Below are 16,562 nucleotides of genomic sequence, written 5' to 3' on the forward strand. Positions count from 1 at the left end.
GTGAAAAAGCTCTCCGCACGACGACGCCATCCGCTGGCGGCGGTCGTCGTCCTACTCCTCGCGCTGGCGGCAACCGGGGGGCTGTACGCCGCCTTCGCGCCCGCGGGCACGGCGAAGGCCGATGAAACCGCCCAGTCCCTCGCCATCGAGGAGGGCAAGAAGCTCTACGCCGTCGGCTGCGCCAGCTGCCACGGGACCGGCGGTCAGGGCACCTCCGACGGCCCGTCCCTGGTCGGCGTGGGCTCGGCGGCCGTGGACTTCCAGGTCGGCACGGGCCGTATGCCGGCCCAGCAGCCGGGCGCCCAGGTCCCGAAGAAGAAGGTCATCTACACGCAGGCCGAGATCGACCAGCTCGCGGCGTACGTGGCCTCCCTCGGCGCCGGCCCGATCATTCCGACCGAGGGCCAGTACAGCCCCGAGGGCGCCGACATCGCCAAGGGCGGCGAGCTGTTCCGCTCCAACTGCGCCCAGTGCCACAACTTCACCGGCGAGGGTGGCGCGCTGACCTACGGCAAGTACGCCCCGAGCCTCGAAGGCGTCAGCCCGAAGCACCTCTACGAAGCCATGCAGACCGGCCCGCAGAGCATGCCCTCCTTCCCCGACACGACCATGCCGGAGAAGCAGAAGAAGGACATCATCGCCTACGTCCAGGCCGTCAACAGCGACGAAGCCGACAACCCGGGCGGCCTCAAGCTCGGTGGCCTCGGCCCCGTCAGCGAGGGCCTGTTCGCGTGGATCTTCGGTCTGGGCGCGCTGATCGCAGTTGCCATCTGGGTCGCGGCCCACACCGCTAAGGCCAAGAAGTCATGAGTACCCAAGAGAATCCAGAAGAGAACCTGCCGTCCGAGCAGGACACCGCGCACGGCGCGGTGAAGGTCGCCGACGACCCGTTCGCCGACCCGGGCCTCCCGCCCCACAAGCCGCGCATCCAGGACATCGACGAGCGGGCCGCCAAGCGGTCCGAGCGTGCGGTCGCCTTCATGTTCACGCTGTCGATGCTGGCCACGGTCGGCTTCATCGCCGCGTACGTGATCTTCCCGGTGGACAAGATCGTGTACATCTGGCCCTTCGGCCGGGTGTCCGCGCTCAACTTCTCCCTGGGTCTGACCCTCGGTGCGGCCCTGTTCTTCATCGGCGCGGGCGCGGTCCACTGGGCCCGCACCCTGATGTCCGACGTCGAGGTCGCCGACGAGCGTCACCCGATGGCGGCCACGCCCGAGGTCAAGGCCAAGGTCATGGCGGACTTCGCGGCCGGTGCCGCCGAGTCCGGCTTCGGCCGCCGCAAGCTGATCCGCAACACGCTGTTCGGCGCGCTGGCCATGGTCCCGCTCTCCGGCATCGTGCTGCTGCGTGACATGGGCCCGCTGCCCGAGAAGAAGCTCCGCTCCACCCTGTGGGCCAAGGGCAAGCTGCTCGTCAACATGAACACGCACGAGCCGCTGCGTCCCGAGGACGTCGCGGTCGGTTCGCTGACCTTCGCGATGCCCGAGGGCCTCTCGGAGCACGACGAGAACTTCCAGACCGAGATCGCCAAGGCCGCCCTGATGATCGTCCGCATCCAGCCGGACGACATCAAGGACAAGCGCGAGCTCGAGTGGTCGCACGAGGGCATCGTCGCCTTCTCGAAGATCTGCACCCACGTCGGCTGCCCGATCTCGCTGTACGAGCAGCAGACGCACCACGTGCTCTGCCCGTGCCACCAGTCCACCTTCGACCTGTCCGACGGCGCCCGTGTCATCTTCGGCCCGGCCGGCCACGCCCTTCCGCAGCTGCGGATCGGCGTGAACGACAAGGGCTTCCTTGAGGCGCACGGCGACTTCGATGAGCCCGTCGGTCCCGCCTTCTGGGAGCGCGGATGAGCACTGTGACCAATACGCAGAAGAAGGCGCCCGCGGGTGAGCGGGTCGCCGACTGGGCCGACAGCCGGCTGGGGATCTACACGCTGGCCAAGGCCAACATGCGGAAGATCTTCCCGGACCACTGGTCCTTCATGCTGGGCGAGGTCTGCCTCTACAGCTTCCTCATCATCATCCTGACGGGCGTCTATCTGACGATGTTCTTCCACCCGTCGATGAACGAGGTGGAGTACGTCGGACCGTACGTCCCGCTCCAGGGACAGCTGATGTCCGAGGCGTTCAACTCGACCATGCACATCTCGTTCGAGGTGCGCGGTGGTCTGCTCATCCGGCAGATCCACCACTGGGCGGCGCTGATCTTCCTCGCGGCCATGTTCGTGCACATGATGCGCGTGTTCTTCACGGGCGCGTTCCGCAAGCCGCGTGAGATCAACTGGCTGTTCGGCTTCCTGCTGTTCTTCCTGGGCATGTTCACCGGCTTCACCGGTTACTCGCTCCCGGACGACCTGCTCTCCGGCACCGGTGTCCGCTTCATGCAGGGCGCGATCCTGTCCGTGCCGGTCGTCGGCACGTACCTGTCGATGTTCCTGTTCGGCGGGGAGTTCCCCGGCGGCGACTTCGTGGCCCGGTTCTACTCGGCGCACGTGCTGCTGCTGCCCGGCATCATGCTGGGCCTCGTGGTCGCGCACCTCATCCTGGTGTTCGTCCACAAGCACACGCACTTCGAGGGCCCCGGCCGCACGAACAAGAACGTCGTGGGCATGCCGCTGCTGCCCGTGTACATGGCGAAGGCCGGAGGCTTCTTCTTCCTGGTCTTCGGCGTCATCGCGGTCATCGCGGCGATCGCCTCGATCAACCCGATCTGGGCCCTCGGCCCGTACCGCCCGGACCAGGTGTCCACCGGCGCCCAGCCCGACTGGTACATGGGCTTCGCCGAGGGTCTGATCCGTGTCATGCCGGGCTGGGAGATCAACCTGTGGGGCCACACGCTGGTCCTCGGCGTGATGATCCCGCTGGCGATCTTCCCGGCGGTGCTCGGCGCCATCGCGGTCTACCCGTTCATCGAGTCCTGGATCACCGGCGACAAGCGCGAGCACCACATTGCGCAGCGCCCGCGCAACGCTCCGACGCGCACCGGCTTCGGTGTCGCCTGGATCACCGCGTACATGATCATGCTCGTCGGTGGCGGCAACGACCTCTGGGCCACGCACTTCCACCTGTCGATCAACTCGATCACCTGGTTCGTCCGGATCTTCTTCTTCCTCGGACCGGTCATCGCGTTCATCGTCACCAAGCGGATCTGCCTCGGCCTGCAGCGCCGGGACAAGGACAAGGTGCTGCACGGGCGCGAGTCCGGCATCATCAAGCGCCTGCCGCACGGTGAGTTCGTCGAGGTCCACCAGCCGCTCAGCCAGGGTGAGCTGCACAAGCTCACCGCGCACGAGCAGTACGCGCCGGCGGAGCTGCCGCCGGCCGTCGACGAGAACGGCGTGGAGCGCAAGGTCGGCGCCATGGAGAAGCTCCGGGTCAAGCTCAACAAGGGCTACTACGGCGGCGACAACCAGGTCGCCAAGCCCACCGCCGAGGAGTACAAGGAGATCACGAGCGGCCACGGCCACCACTGATCACCACTGACCTCCTGACGTAGGTCGCCACGGCGAGAGCCCCGTCCATTCGATGGACGGGGCTCTTTGCCGTGCCCGGGGCTCGATAGGGTGGGGCGGCATCCACTTCGCTGATCACCAGGAGCTGCCATGAGCGCTGCGACCCCCGCTGGAGGACTCGACTCGGCGGGCCGCTCCTGGCCCGCCGTCCTGGACGGGCTGCTGAACGGCCGGGACCAGAGCGCGGAGGACACCGCCTGGGCCATGGACCGGATCCTGCGGGGCGAGGCCACCGACGCCCAGATCGCCGGCTTCGTCGTCGCCTTGCGCGCCAAGGGCGAGACCGTCGACGAGATCACCGGTCTCGTCCGCACCATGTACGAGCACGCCAACACCATCGAGGTGCCCGGCCCGTCCGTGGACATCGTCGGCACCGGCGGCGACGGCGCCAAGACCGTCAACATCTCCACCATGTCCGCGATCGTGGTGGCCGGCACCGGCGCCAAGGTCGTCAAGCACGGCAACCGGGCCGCCTCCAGCGCCAGCGGCGCCTCCGACGTCCTGGAGAAGCTCGGCGTCAACCTGGAGCTCACCCCGCGCCGGGTGGCCGAGGTCGCCGAGGAGGCGGGCATCACCTTCTGCTTCGCCGTGAAGTTCCACCCGGCGCTGCGGCACGTGGCGATGGCCCGCAAGGAGCTGGGCATCCGCACGGTCTTCAACTTCCTCGGGCCGCTCACCAACCCGGCCCGGGTGCGGGCCCAGGCGACCGGCGTGGCCGACCCCCGGATGGCCCCGATCGTCGCCGGGGTGCTCGCCGAGCGCGGCTCCTCGGCGCTGGTCTTCCGCGGCGACGACGGGCTGGACGAGCTGACCACCACGGCCACCTCCCGGGTCTGGACCGTCCGGGACGGCGCCGTCCGCGAGGAGTCCTTCGACCCGCGCGACGTGGGCATCGACATCGTCCCCGTGGAGGCGCTGCGCGGCGCCGACGCCTCGTACAACGCCGACGTGGCCCGCCGCCTGCTGGCCGGCGAGACGGGACCGGTCCGCGACGCGGTGCTGCTCAACTCGGCGGCGGCGCTCACCGCCCTCGCCCCCGGCACCGGCACCCTCGCGGAGCAGCTGTCCGCCGGCATCGCCCGGGCGGCCGAGTCCATCGACTCCGGCGCCGCCCGGCGCGCCCTGGAGCGCTGGATCACCGTCAGCAACGCCTGACCCGTGCCACCACCACGCGACCCCGTTCCGAATGCCGGGACGGGGTTGCGTCGTCGTGATCGACTGGCATAGGTTCTGTGACAGGTCATGAGTGACAGCGAAAAAGCCCCGGCTCGCTGTCCGGCAACCCTCCGTCCGTGGCGGGGTGCCCCGGGTGAAGACCAGGCCGTACGTGCAGAAGCCTGCGGCAAGCGCGGACCCCTGCGCAGAACCCTGGGGTCCTTGGTCCTCTAGGGAGCGTTGTCTCGTGAGCAAGCGAATGCGTTAGGGCCTCCGGCCCTCTTCTCCACCTCTCTCACCCGTACGCGGCACCCCCTTCCTCGCGCTGCCCTGCGGGCCCCTTCACGCCTTTTCGCGCCCCTTTTCTGCCGGGAGATACCGTCATGTCCGCACGCCCGAACGCCGCCGTCTCCGCCCCCGCCGCCTCCGGCGAGTCCGCCGACCCCTGCTGCGCCGCCCCGCTGCCGGTCCTCGGCCGGGACGTCACCGTCCCGCTCGTCACCGGCGGCGAGGTCACCTACGCGGCGCTCGACTACGCCGCCAGCGCCCCGGCCCTCCAGCGCGTGTGGGACGACGTCGCCGCGTACGCCCCCTACTACGGCAGCGTCCACCGCGGCGCCGGCTACCTCTCCCAGCTCTCCACCGACCTCTTCGAGAACAGCCGCGCCACCGTCGCCGAGTTCCTCGACTGCCGCGCCGACGATCAGGTCGTCTTCACCCGCTCCACCACCGACTCGCTCAACCTGCTCGCCCAGGTGATCCCCGCCGGCTGCGAGGTCTTCGTCTTCGAGACCGAGCACCACGCCTCGCTGCTGCCCTGGCGCGACGCCCGGGTGACCTACCTGAACGCCCCGCGCACCCCGCGCGAGGCCGTCGAGACCCTGGAGCGCGCCCTCGCCGGCCGCGACCCCTACGGCCCCGCCCTGGTCTGCGTCACCGGCGCCTCCAACGTCACCGGCGAGCTGTGGCCGGTGAGGGAGCTGGCCGCCGCCGCCCACGCGCACGGCGCCCGGATCGTCCTCGACGCCGCCCAGCTCGCCCCCCACCACCCCGTCTCCGTCCAGGAGCTGGACGTCGACTGGGTCGCCTTCTCCGGGCACAAGCTGTACGCGCCGTTCGGCTCCGGCGTCCTCGCCGGCCGCGCCGACTGGCTGCGCGACGCCGAGCCCTACCTCGCGGGCGGCGGCGCCTCCCGCAAGGTGGCCCGCCGGGCCGACGGCGGGGTGGACGTGGAGTGGCACGCCACCGCGGCCCGGCACGAGGCGGGCTCGCCCAACGTCATCGGCGTCTACTCCATCGCCTCCGCCTGCAAGGCCCTCACCGAGGCCGGCTTCGGCGAGCTCGTCGCCCGCGAACGGCACCTGATCGCCACCGTCCGCGAGGGCCTGGCCGAGGTGCCCGAGGTACGGGTGCTCTCCCTCTTCGGCGACGACGCCCCGCGCGTCGGCGTCATCTCCTTCGTCGTCGACGGCTGGAACAGCTCCCACTTCGCCGCCGCGCTCTCCGCCGAGTACGGCATCGGCGTCCGCGACGGCCTGTTCTGCGCCCACCCGCTGGTGCGCACCCTGCTCGGCAGCGACCCGCAGGACCCGGGCGAGTGCGGCGCCCCGGAGGCCGCCCCCGGCGAGCGCTCTCTGAACGCCATCCGGGTCAGCTTCGGCGCGGGCACGCCCGACGAGCATGTGGAGCGGTTCGTCGGCGCGGTCAAGGAGCTGGTGCGCGAGGGCGCCCAGTGGAAGTACCGCACCGAGGACGGCCGCTGCGTGCCCGACCGCGGCTGAGTTCCCATCCCCCGTACGAGTGAAGACGGGTGAAGCCGGCCTCCCGCGGGGGAGAGGCCGGCTTCACCGTGTGTGCCCGTGTGTCTGCCGCGGGCTCAGGACTCCAGGCCGATGGCGAACGCCGCGTCCAGGTCGTGCTGGGAGTAGGCGCGGAAGGCCACGTGGGTGTCGGTGCCCTCGACACCCGGGATCTTGCTGATCTTCCCGGGGATGACGTCGGCCAGGTCGTCGTGGCGCGGCACCCGGACCATGGCGATCAGGTCGTAGGTCCCCGTCACCGAGAAGACCTCGCTGACGCAGTCGATCGCGGCGATCGACTCGGCGATCTCGGGAATGCGGTCCACGCTGGTCTTGATGAGCACGATCGCGGTGATCACGGCTGGCTTTCTCCCTCGGTGGCCGCGGCTGGTGGCTTCACTTTAACGCCACCCCTGTACCGGGCCCACGCGTAGAGGAAGCCGGCGGCGAAGCCCACGACGTGTGCGAGGTACGCCACCCCCGGCCCCGCCCCGACCGAGCCGGCCGCCAGCCACTGGAGCACGAACCAGAAGACGAGCACGATCCAGGCGGGGAAGCGCAGCGGCAGGAAGAAGAGGAAGGGGAACAGGCTCGTCACCCGCGAGCGCGGGAAGAGGTAGAGGAAGGCCCCGAGCACCCCCGAGATCGCCCCCGAGGCCCCCACCAGGGTCTGCTCGTTGTCGGCGTGCGCCACCGCGTACCCCACCAGCGCCAGATAGCCGCAGCCCAGATAGAACAGGGCGAACGCGGCCGGCCCCATCCGCTCCTCGGCCATCGCGCCGAAGACGTACAGGAACAGCATGTTCCCCAGCAGGTGCAGCCAGCTCCCGTGCACGAAGAGCGCGGTCAGCGGGGTGAGCAGGGTGCCGGGCCGCCCGCTCGTCAGTTCGGCCGGGATCACCCCCCAGCGCTCGAAGTACGCGCTCTGCGCCGCGAGCAGCCCGTCGCCGGTGCCGTATCCCGGGTTGAGTCCCGACACCGGACTGAGCGCGAAGAGCCCCACGCACAGCGCGATCAGGCCGTACGTCACGGTCGGCCCGGTCCGGGTCCCCTGCCACGCGCCGCGGGCCGCGCCCCGCCAGTCGATCATGGACAGATCATGGCGTACCGGGCCCGAACTGGACAGAGTGCCTCGCCGTGACACGGGGTACCCGGGAGGCCGTAGGGTAACGGGCAGATTCCGCAGTCCGACGGCGCACCGCGGTCCCGTACAACCCCGGACATCCAGGGAAAGCCCAGAAAGAGGCGGCACGATGACGACGGTTCCCCTGCCGACCCCGGAGACCCGCTGGCGCTGCACGCTCTGCGGAAATCTGACCCGTTTCGACGTCACCCGGTCCTCCAAGGTCGTCGAGTACGTCCATCTGGACCTCGCCGGAGAGCCCAAGGTCGAGGAGCGCGAGGTGGTCAGTGAGACCATCGAGTCGGTCCGCTGCCGCTGGTGCAACGCGGTGGACCAGATCGAATTGGTGGACAGGCCGGGTTCCGCTTCCTGAGAAGCGGCCCGCGAGGGACGACAGGGAAGTGGGGTGACGGATCGTGGAGCAGCCCGCGCACGGTGAGGAACCGACGGGCACGCCGGACGGGGCTGCCGACGCCGCCGGAGCCGCCGGGGCTGCCGACGCCGCCGAGGCGCTCGACCGGCCGCTGCCCGAACCCGTACGGCGCAAGGTGGTCGCGCTGGTCGCCGACGCCTTCGGCGGGCTGACCGTCGCCGAGCTGCCCGGACCGCTGCGCCAGTACGCCCGCTTCACCGCCTCCCGGCGCGCCAAGTTCGCCGGGAACGCGATGGCGGCGGCCCTGGAGAGCGACCCGCTGTTCCGGCAGCGGATCGGCGAGCGCTTCAAGGAGGCGCAGCCCGAGCTGGCCGGCGCCGTCGAGGCCGGCTCCCCGCCCGCCGCGGCCGACCCCGTCGACGTGGCCGCCGCGGCCTATGTGCTGCGCCCGGCCGGCTGGGGCAAGCTGGTCGCCGCCGCCGGCGAGGAGGCCGAGCGCGCCGACGCCGAGCGCGCCGACGAGGCCGGGCGGCGCGAACTGGAGCGGCTGCGCGAGGAGGTCGCCGGGGCCCGCGAGCGCGCCCGGACCGAGACCGAGCAGCTGCGCCACGAGCTGGAGACCGTCCGCAAGGAAGCCGAATCGCTTCACCGCAAGCTGCGCAGCTCCCAGAGCGACGTCAAGCGCGGCGAGGCGGCGCTGCGCCGGGTCCAGGCCGAGATCGACACGGCCCGCGCCGAGGCCGCCGCGCAGGTCTCCGCCGCCGAGAGCGAGAGCCGGCGCCTCAAGGCCCGGCTCGGCGAGGTCGAGGCGGCGCTGGAGACCAGCCGCCGGGCCGCCCGCGAGGGGCGCTCGGTGGAGGACATGCGGCTGCGGCTGCTGCTGGACACCGTGCTGGACGCGGCCCAGGGGCTGCGCCGCGAACTGGCCCTGCCCCCGGTCTCGATGCACCCCGCCGACACCGTGGACGCGGTGGAGCCGGGCCGGATGTCGCCGAAGGACATCGCCGCCCGCGCGCTCTCCGAGACCGATCCCGCGCTCCTGGACCAGCTCCTCGAACTGCCCCAGGCGCATCTGGTGGTGGACGGCTACAACGTCACCAAGACCGGCTATCCGACGATGCCGCTGGAGAAGCAGCGGCTGCGGCTGCTCGGCGGCCTGTCCGCCCTCGCGGCCCGCTCGGGCGCCGAGATCACCTGTGTCTTCGACGGGGCCGAGCTGGCCGCCCCGGTGCTGCTCGCGCCGCCGCGCGGGGTGCGGGTGCTGTTCTCCAAGCCGGGTGTCACGGCCGACGAGTTGATCCGTCAGCTGGTGCGGGCCGAGCCGCCGGGCCGTCCGGTGGTGGTGGTCTCCACCGACCGCGAGGTGGCCGACGGGGTCGCCAAGTCCGGTGCGCGCCCGGTCGCGTCCGCCTTGCTGCTGAAGCGGCTTTCGCGCCTCACGTGATGGCTCGTAACTTCTGTGACGGATGTCCTTTTTGTGGTCCGCGCAGGGTCAAGTGACCATTACTGCCCGTGTGATGGGTGTGAATAGTTTGTCGCGCGAGCGAGATTTTGCCCATCGGGATTTGAACTGATCACAAGATGGTCACTAGGGTCGGGGCTCGAACCTTCGCGCGGTTGATCACCCATCCGGGGTGGCGGCGAAGGGCCCGCCTGCCGCTCACCCGGTCGGCGGCTGAAGGAAGAAGGAGATCGCCTTCGTGGCGTCCCACCGTCGTCCCAAGCAGCCGAGCCGCACCCGTGTGACCGTGCTCACCGCGACCGCCGGCCTCGCCGTCGCGATCTCCGCCCAGAGCGGCGCCTCCGCCGCCCCCAAGCCGAAGATCGACGAGGTCAAGTCCAAGGTCGACAAGCTCTACCACGAGGCCGAGGAGGCCACCGAGCAGGCCAACCTGGCCGAGGAGCGCCGCGGCAAGCTCCACAAGGAGATCGACGCCCTCCAGGACAAGGTCGCCCGCGGCCAGCAGGACCTCAACACCCTGCGCGGCCAGATCGGTTCGGTCGCCAGCGCCCAGTACCGCTCCGGCGGCATCGACCCGGCGCTCCAGCTCTTCCTCTCCGCCGACCCGGACACCTACCTCGACAAGGCGTCCGCGATCGACCAGCTCGGCGCCAAGCAGGCCGACGTGCTCCAGTCGATCCAGGCCAAGCAGCGGACGCTCGCCCAGCAGCGCACCGAGGCCGCGACCAAGCTGGCCGACCTCGAGGACGTCCGCAAGACGCTCAACGAGAAGAAGAACAAGTCCACGGCCAAGCTGGCCGAGGCCCGCAAGCTGCTCAACACGCTGACCGCCGCCGAGCGCTCCAAGATCCAGCAGGAGGAGCAGCGCGCCAGCCGCGCCGCCGGCGAGCGCGTCGAGCTCGGCAACGAGGTGCCCGCCTCGCAGCGCGGCGCCGCCGCCCTCAGCGCCGCCGCCACCCAGATCGGCAAGCCGTACGCCCGCGGCGGCACCGGCCCCAACTCGTTCGACTGCTCCGGTCTGACCCAGTGGGCCTACCGCCAGGCCAACGTCTCGCTCACCCGCACCACCTTCACCCAGCAGAACGACGGCGTGAAGATCGGCCGCAGCCAGCTCAAGCCGGGCGACCTGGTCTTCTTCAACGGCCTGTCGCACGTGGGCCTGTACGCGGGCAACAACACCATCCTGCACGCCCCGAAGCCGGGCGCCTACGTCCGCTACGAGTCGATGGACTACATGGGCACCTTCCAGTTCGGCGTCCGGATCTGACGGATCTGACGGTTCTGACGCTCCGACGGACCCCGCGGACCTGACGGTTCCGACCGGTCCGACACACGGCACACGCCCTCCGAACGGGTGGTTCGCCGAATCCCGGGCTGACGTGACGCCCCGCCGGTGACCTGTGGTCACGGGCGGGGCGTCACTGTGCGTGCCCGGCGGCTTCGTTGGACCCGGGGTGATCACCGGCTACTGTCTGCGGCGCCAGTCCGTCGAGCCGAACGGAGCCCGTTCCGTGGCGTCCCACCGACGACCCGCCAGGGTCACCGTCCTCACCGCAGCAGCGGCCACCGCGGCCACGGCGGCCCTCGGCGCCGTCCCCGCGCACGCCGACCCCGGCGGCGGGGCACCGGAGGCCACCCGGGCCACCGTCGACCGGCTCTACCAGGAGGCCGAGCAGGCCACCGAGGGCTACAACAAGGCCGACGAGAAGGCCGACCAGCTCCGCAGGACCGTCTCGCTCGCCCAGGACTCCCTCGCCCGCGGCCAGGAGCGTGTCAACCGGATGCGCGGCGCCCTCGGTTCGGTCGCCGGGGCGCAGTACCGCTCCGGCGGCATCGACCCCGCCCTCGCCCTGCTGCTCTCCTCGGACCCGGAGAGCTATCTCGACCGCGCCACCGTGCTCGACCGGGTCACCGCCCGCCAGGGCGCCGCGCTCGCCGAACTCCGCGGCGAACTGCGCAAGCTGGCCCAGCAGCGGACCGAGGCCGGACGCGCCCTCGTCGAACTGGAGCGCAGCCGGACCGAGGTGGCCCGGCACAAGCGCACCGTCGAGGGGAAGCTGGCCGAGGCCCGCCGGGTGCTCGCCTCGCTCTCCGACGACGAACGCGCCGGCTACGAGCGGGCCTCCCGCTCCGGCCGCGACTCCCTCGACACCGACCTCCCGCCGCTCGCCGACCTCGGCCCCTCCCGGGCCGCCGCCGCGGTGATCGCCGCGCGCAGCGCCGTCGGGATGCCGTACGTCTGGGGCGCCACCGGCCCCTCCGCCTTCGACTGCTCGGGCCTGATGGTCTGGTCGTACCGCAAGGCCGGGATCGCGCTGCCCCGCACCTCCTCCGCCCAGCGGTACGCGGGCCGCCGGATCCCGCTCTCGCAGGCGCAGCCCGGCGACCTCGTCACCTACCGCAGCGACGCCAGCCACGTGGCCATCTACGCCGGGAACGGGCAGGTCATCCACGCCCCCTACCCCGGGGCCCGGGTCCGCTACGACCCGGTCAACATGATGTCCCACGTCACCGTCACCCGGGTCTGAGCCGCCGCCCCGTACGATCGGGGTGTGGCAGGTCAGGGAGGCGGCGGGGCGCGCGGCGCGGCCGGGTGTCTGGCGGCGGCCCTGCTGGTGCTGACCGGCTGCACCGCCCCGGCGCCCCCCGACCCCGCGCCCGGACAGATCCAGCGGCTGCTCGACCGGCACGCCCGGGCCCTGACCGACCGCGACGAGGCCGCCTACCTCGCGGCCCTCGACCCCGCGCTCGCCCCGGCCGCCCGCACCGAGTTCGCCCGGCTCCGGGAGCTCCCGCTGAGCGGCTGGCGCTACCGGGTCACCGGTGTCGACCGCACCGGCGGCGGCACGGCCACCGCCCGCGCCGAGCTCGGCTACCGGATCGAGGGCTACGACTCCGCGCCCGCCACCGGCGAGCGGGTGCTCCGGCTCGCCGAGCGCGACGGACGCTGGTACGTCACCGGCGACCGCCCCGCCGAGGGCGCCCCGCAGCAGCTCTGGCAGCAGGGCGAGGTGCGCACCGCGACCGGCGCCCGCAGCCTGGTCCTCGGCGTCGGCCAGAGCCCGGAGCGGCTGCGCGAGATCGCCGCGGCGGCGGACCGGGCGGTGCCCGCGGTCGGCGCCGCCTGGCGGGGGACGTGGGCGGGCCGGGTCGTGGTGCTGGTGCCCGCCTCCGTCGAGGCGATGGGCGGGCTGCTGGGCGCCCCGGCCGCCTCGTACCGGGGCATCGCGGCCGTCACGACCGGCGAGAGCGGCGGCGGCCCGGACGCCCCCGCCGACCGGGTCGTCGTCAACCCCGACGCGTATGCCACGCTCGGCTCCTTCGGCCGCCAGCTCGTCCTCACCCACGAGACCGTGCACGTCGCGACCCGCGCGCAGACCACGAAGTCCACGCCGGTCTGGCTCTCCGAGGGCTTCGCCGACTGGGTCGCCTACCGGGGCACCGGCCGCACCGCCGCCCAGGCCGCCCCCGAGCTGCGCCGGGCCGTCCAGGCGGACGGCCCACCCGCCGCCCTGCCCGCCGACGCGGACTTCACCTTCGGCGGCGACCCGGACGCGATGGCCCGCGCTTACGAGGGCGGCTGGCTCGCCTGCGAACTGGTCGCCGCGCGCTGGGGCGAGGCGAAGCTGACCGCCTTCTACCAGGCGGTCGGCGCCCACCCGCAGCGCGAGGGCGCCCTGGAGAAGGCGCTGGGGGACGTCCTCGGCACCACCCCGGAGCGCTTCACGGCCGACTGGCGCGCGTACGTGGCGGAGCGGCTGGCCTGACGGGCCCTCGGGTGCGTCCTAGGACGCGCCGACCGGGGTCTTCTCGCGCTCCCGCGGGACCGGCACCGCCACCGGCGCGAGGCGCGGTTCGGTGACCGTCTGCCGCCACAGGATGCGGCAGGCCGAGATGCAGGCCACGACGAGCAGGCCGTTGCGGACCAGGAGCAGCGCGATGCCCAGCGGGTCGCTGTGCGAGACGTGCGAGAACCAGACCGGGAACTCGAACTGCGTCACCGCCGTCGCCCACAGCACCAGATGGGCCGGCCTCCGCATCCGGCTCGCCCGGTAGACCAGGCACACCGCCGCCAGGCCGACCAGCCAGATCATGTACTGGGGGCTGATCACCCGGCTCGTCGTCACGAACAGCAGCACCGCCACGAAGGCGGCGTCCGCCGTGGTGGAGGTGGAGAAGCGGCGGGTCCGCAGCCGCCACACCAGCAGCCAGCCGAACGCGGCGATCGTCAGCACCATCGCCGCCGTGGAGACCGCCGGGACCCCCGGGCCGAGGAACTCGATCGAGCCGTAGTTCATCCGCGCCTCGCCGCTCCAGCCGAAGTGCCTGGCCACGTGGAAGACGAGCGCGCCCAGCGACTCGACCTCGGTGCCCCGGTCCCGCTGGAAGCCGAGGAAGGCGAGCGCCCCGGGCGCCGCCAGCAGGCACAGCAGCAGCACCCCGGCCGCCGTGCCCACCGCCGCCGGCCAGGAGCGCAGGGTGGCCCGGCCGCGCGCGGTGCCCGCGAGCAGCAGCACCGGCCAGACCTTCAGCATCGCGCCGAAGCCCGCGAGCGCGCCGAGTACCGCCGGGCGGCGCACCGCCGCCAGCAGGCCCGCCACCGCGACGGCCGTGACCATCAGGTCGTAGCGCGCGTACGCCGTCGGGCCGAGCAGCGCGACACCGGCGACCCACAGCCAGGCGCCGCGCATCGAACGGCCCGGCCGCCGCCCCGCGTACGTGAGCAGCGCGAAGACGACCGCGTCGCAGACCAGGCTGAGCACGAAGAAGGCCGCCGAGTAGCCGAGGAACGGCAGCAGGGCGGGGGAGAGGATGGCCAGCGCGGCGCCCGGCGGGTACTGCCAGGTGACGTCGTCCAGCGGATACGTGCCGCTCCGCAGCACCTCGTACCAGCCCTGGTAGATCTCCTCGACGTCGCTCGTGACGTCGGGGCCGGGGATCACCACGATCTTGAAGACGCACAGCAGCAGCAGGATCCGGGTGACGGCCCAGATACCGACGGGAAGTCCCAGTCCCTCGCGTGCAGGGCGGTCCGGTGCCGTCGTGCCCACTGCGCCCGTCATCCTGTCCTGTTTCCTGTCCTGTCGGTCCGCCGGGGCGGAGGGTGGTGGTGCCGGGCCGGGGGCGCGATCGCGGTACTGTCGGCCACGATGCACAAGACCCTGATCGTAACCAACGACTTTCCGCCGCGCCCCGGCGGAATCCAGGCTTTCCTGCACAACATGGCGCTGCGCCTCGATCCCGAGCGGATCGTGGTCTACGCCTCCACCTGGAAGCGCGGCCACGAGGGGACCGAGGCGACCGCCGCGTTCGACGCGGAACAGCCTTTCACGGTCGTACGCGACCGCACCACCATGCTGCTGCCCACACCCCGGGTCACCGCGCGGGCCACCGCGCTGCTGCGCGAGCACGGCTGCGAGTCCGTCTGGTTCGGCGCCGCGGCCCCGCTGGGCCTGATGGCCCCGGCGCTGCGCCGCGCGGGCGCCCGCCGGCTGGTCGCCACCACCCACGGCCACGAGGCCGGCTGGGCCCAGCTGCCGGCCTCCCGGCAGCTGCTGCGGCGGATCGGCGAGGGCACCGACACGATCACCTACCTCGGCGAGTACACCCGCTCCCGGATCGCCGCCGCCCTGACCCCGGCCGCCGCCGGGCGCATGGTCCAGCTCCCGCCGGGTGTCGACGAGAAGACCTTCCACCCCGACTCGGGCGGCGCCGAGGTGCGCGAGCGGCTCGGGCTCAGCGACCGGCCGGTCGTCGTGTGCGTCTCGCGGCTGGTCCCGCGCAAGGGCCAGGACACGCTGATCCAGGCCATGCCGGAGATCCTGCGCCGGGTGCCGGACGCCGTCCTGCTGATCGTCGGCGGCGGCCCGTACGAGCAGGAGCTGCGCAAGCTGGCGGTCCGCACCGGCGTCGCCGCTTCCGTGCGCTTCACCGGCGCCGTGCCGTGGGCGGAGCTGCCCGCGCACTACGGGGCCGGCGACGTCTTCGCGATGCCGTGCCGGACCCGGCGCGGCGGGCTCGACGTCGAGGGCCTCGGCATCGTCTACCTGGAGGCGTCCGCCACCGGGCTGCCGGTCGTCGCCGGCGACTCGGGCGGCGCCCCGGACGCTGTGCTGGACGGCGAGACCGGCTGGGTGGTCCGGGGCGGCGTCCCCGAGGAGTCCGCCGACCGGATCGCCACCCTGCTCCTCGACCCCGAGCTGCGCGCCCGGATGGGCGAGCGCGGCCGTCGCTGGGTCGAGGAGCGCTGGCGCTGGGACCTGCTGGCGGAACGGCTGCGCGAGCTGCTGTAGGGCGGCCCGCCCGCCGGACCCGGCGCCTGCCCGCCTGCCCTAGGGCCTGTCGTCACACTCCCGTCGTCGCCCGGAGGGCGGCCTCGCGGCGTCAGGTGCGTGCTCTCGGTGTGCCGGGCGCACGCCCTCGTACTGGAGTACTCGGGCTTGTGCCCGGTGCGGCGAGAGTGCGTGCATGGCGTCGCGAGGCAGACGGGAGTTTGACGACAGGACCTAGGCGGGCAGGTAGTCCGTCAGGGCGCAGCCGTCGACCAGCAGTTTCTCGTTCCGGTAGCCGTCCGGGACCTTGAAGCCCTTCTCGCAGGTGAAGAGGAGCACGTCGGAGGCGAGCAGCGCCTTCGCGGTCTTCTCGTCGCCGGGGTAGAGCGCGAAGTCCTGTCCCAGGAGGACGCGCACGCCCTTGCCCTGGGCGGCGGCGGCCTTGTTGGCCCGCTGGAACTTCTCCATGTCGGAGACGGACAGCAGGGTCACGGTGTCCCGGTCGTCGTCGCCGCACACCCCCCGTTCGGCTATCGCCCAGCCCGGGTCGGCGGCCTGCTCGCCCATGGCGCCGCCGCCGTTGGTGCGCAGGTCGCTGCACATGGTGTGCGAGGCGACCAGCTTCTCGATCGCCGCCATGTCGCCGGCCGCGGGCAGCCCGGCGTCCTCCCCCCAGGTGCTGCTGCACCCGGTGAGGGTGACGAGGGCGGTGAGGGCCGTGCCCAGGACGGCGGCGGTGTGCTTGACCCGCATGTCTCCCTGCTTCCGTTTCGTATCGGTGTGGCGGTGCGTGGCGGTGTGTGGCGGGGTCTGCCGGAATGGTCCGTTCCGGGCCCGGGCGCGCGAACGCCCCCGGCC

Annotated in this window: 15 protein-coding genes and 1 riboswitch; of the genes, 11 read left to right on the forward strand and 4 right to left on the reverse strand. The window is 72.4% G+C overall.

From position 1 onward, the window contains the following. The 5 genes from AB0C99_RS21840 to AB0C99_RS21860 all read left to right on the forward strand — a co-directional run bounded on the left by AB0C99_RS21840 (position 1) and on the right by AB0C99_RS21860 (position 6,456). Positions 1–810, forward strand: coding sequence for a c-type cytochrome (locus AB0C99_RS21840; RefSeq protein ID WP_362477361.1), 810 nt, complete (start codon positions 1–3; stop codon positions 808–810). Further along, positions 807–1,859, forward strand: a complete 1,053-nt coding sequence (locus AB0C99_RS21845; RefSeq protein WP_362477364.1) for a Rieske 2Fe-2S domain-containing protein — start codon at positions 807–809, stop codon at positions 1,857–1,859. The genes AB0C99_RS21840 and AB0C99_RS21845 overlap by 4 nt, the downstream gene beginning before the upstream one ends. After that, the gene (locus AB0C99_RS21850; protein WP_362477367.1) at positions 1,856–3,481 is read left to right on the forward strand and encodes a cytochrome bc complex cytochrome b subunit; all 1,626 of its coding nucleotides are present in this window, start codon (positions 1,856–1,858) and stop codon (positions 3,479–3,481) included. The genes AB0C99_RS21845 and AB0C99_RS21850 overlap by 4 nt, the downstream gene beginning before the upstream one ends. 129 nt (positions 3,482–3,610) lie before the next feature. After that, complete coding sequence (trpD, locus tag AB0C99_RS21855) at positions 3,611–4,675, forward strand: anthranilate phosphoribosyltransferase (protein ID WP_362477370.1); 1,065 nt, start codon at positions 3,611–3,613, stop codon at positions 4,673–4,675. An 83-nt stretch (positions 4,676–4,758) separates the two neighbouring features. After that, positions 4,759–4,875: riboswitch (SAM riboswitch) on the forward strand. A 183-nt stretch (positions 4,876–5,058) separates the two neighbouring features. Further along, on the forward strand, positions 5,059–6,456 hold the full coding sequence (locus AB0C99_RS21860) for an aminotransferase class V-fold PLP-dependent enzyme (RefSeq protein ID WP_362477373.1): 1,398 nt from the start codon (positions 5,059–5,061) through the stop codon (positions 6,454–6,456). A 95-nt stretch (positions 6,457–6,551) separates the two neighbouring features. Here AB0C99_RS21860 and AB0C99_RS21865 read toward each other — a convergent pair whose 3' ends face one another. Both AB0C99_RS21865 and AB0C99_RS21870 read right to left on the reverse strand, forming a co-directional pair. Further along, the gene (locus tag AB0C99_RS21865) at positions 6,552–6,833 is read right to left on the reverse strand and encodes an Lrp/AsnC ligand binding domain-containing protein (RefSeq protein ID WP_362477375.1); all 282 of its coding nucleotides are present in this window, start codon (positions 6,831–6,833) and stop codon (positions 6,552–6,554) included. Continuing rightward, on the reverse strand, positions 6,830–7,564 hold the full coding sequence (locus AB0C99_RS21870; protein WP_362477378.1) for a rhomboid family intramembrane serine protease: 735 nt from the start codon (positions 7,562–7,564) through the stop codon (positions 6,830–6,832). Before AB0C99_RS21870 ends, AB0C99_RS21865 begins: the two co-directional genes overlap by 4 nt. 163 nt (positions 7,565–7,727) lie before the next feature. Here AB0C99_RS21870 and AB0C99_RS21875 point away from each other — a divergent pair, with 163 nt between their 5' ends. From AB0C99_RS21875 to AB0C99_RS21895, 5 genes are all read left to right on the forward strand, one after another. Continuing rightward, complete coding sequence (locus tag AB0C99_RS21875) at positions 7,728–7,970, forward strand: hypothetical protein (RefSeq protein ID WP_046908952.1); 243 nt, start codon at positions 7,728–7,730, stop codon at positions 7,968–7,970. Positions 7,971–8,013: 43 nt separating this feature from the next. Then, positions 8,014–9,414, forward strand: a complete 1,401-nt coding sequence (locus tag AB0C99_RS21880) for an NYN domain-containing protein (protein ID WP_362477381.1) — start codon at positions 8,014–8,016, stop codon at positions 9,412–9,414. 256 nt (positions 9,415–9,670) lie between these two features. After that, positions 9,671–10,699, forward strand: coding sequence for an NlpC/P60 family protein (locus AB0C99_RS21885; protein ID WP_362477384.1), 1,029 nt, complete (start codon positions 9,671–9,673; stop codon positions 10,697–10,699). 244 nt (positions 10,700–10,943) lie between these two features. Further along, positions 10,944–11,960 (forward strand): NlpC/P60 family protein, encoded by a 1,017-nt coding sequence (locus tag AB0C99_RS21890; RefSeq protein ID WP_362477387.1) that lies wholly within the window; start codon positions 10,944–10,946, stop codon positions 11,958–11,960. Positions 11,961–11,984: 24 nt separating this feature from the next. Further along, complete coding sequence (locus tag AB0C99_RS21895) at positions 11,985–13,199, forward strand: hypothetical protein (RefSeq protein WP_362477390.1); 1,215 nt, start codon at positions 11,985–11,987, stop codon at positions 13,197–13,199. An 18-nt stretch (positions 13,200–13,217) separates the two neighbouring features. Here the strand turns inward: AB0C99_RS21895 and AB0C99_RS21900 are convergent, their stop codons facing one another. Continuing rightward, positions 13,218–14,495 (reverse strand): glycosyltransferase family 87 protein, encoded by a 1,278-nt coding sequence (locus AB0C99_RS21900; protein ID WP_362477394.1) that lies wholly within the window; start codon positions 14,493–14,495, stop codon positions 13,218–13,220. An 87-nt stretch (positions 14,496–14,582) separates the two neighbouring features. Between AB0C99_RS21900 and AB0C99_RS21905 the strand changes: the two genes are divergently transcribed. Beyond that, a complete protein-coding gene (locus AB0C99_RS21905; protein WP_362477397.1) occupies positions 14,583–15,725 on the forward strand; it encodes a glycosyltransferase family 4 protein in 1,143 nt (380 codons plus the stop codon). A gap of 213 nt (positions 15,726–15,938) precedes the next feature. On the opposite strand, the gene AB0C99_RS21910 is transcribed toward AB0C99_RS21905, so the two are convergent. Further along, positions 15,939–16,457, reverse strand: coding sequence for a hypothetical protein (locus AB0C99_RS21910; protein WP_362477400.1), 519 nt, complete (start codon positions 16,455–16,457; stop codon positions 15,939–15,941). Positions 16,458–16,562 lie beyond the last annotated feature (105 nt).

It is taken from the genome of Streptomyces sp. NPDC048659, from assembly GCF_040650575.1.
Taxonomy (GTDB): Bacteria; Actinomycetota; Actinomycetes; order Streptomycetales; family Streptomycetaceae; genus Streptomyces.

Coding starts and splice junctions, on each gene's coding strand:
- AB0C99_RS21845 (WP_362477364.1), top strand. CDS start 807: ATGAGTACCCAAGAGAATCCAGAAGAGAACCTGCCGTCCGAGCAGGAC.
- AB0C99_RS21850 (WP_362477367.1), top strand. CDS start 1,856: ATGAGCACTGTGACCAATACGCAGAAGAAGGCGCCCGCGGGTGAGCGG.
- trpD (WP_362477370.1), top strand. CDS start 3,611: ATGAGCGCTGCGACCCCCGCTGGAGGACTCGACTCGGCGGGCCGCTCC.
- AB0C99_RS21860 (WP_362477373.1), top strand. CDS start 5,059: ATGTCCGCACGCCCGAACGCCGCCGTCTCCGCCCCCGCCGCCTCCGGC.
- AB0C99_RS21870 (WP_362477378.1), bottom strand. CDS start 7,564: ATGATCGACTGGCGGGGCGCGGCCCGCGGCGCGTGGCAGGGGACCCGG.
- AB0C99_RS21875 (WP_046908952.1), top strand. CDS start 7,728: ATGACGACGGTTCCCCTGCCGACCCCGGAGACCCGCTGGCGCTGCACG.
- AB0C99_RS21900 (WP_362477394.1), bottom strand. CDS start 14,495: ATGACGGGCGCAGTGGGCACGACGGCACCGGACCGCCCTGCACGCGAG.
- AB0C99_RS21905 (WP_362477397.1), top strand. CDS start 14,583: ATGCACAAGACCCTGATCGTAACCAACGACTTTCCGCCGCGCCCCGGC.
- AB0C99_RS21910 (WP_362477400.1), bottom strand. CDS start 16,457: ATGCGGGTCAAGCACACCGCCGCCGTCCTGGGCACGGCCCTCACCGCC.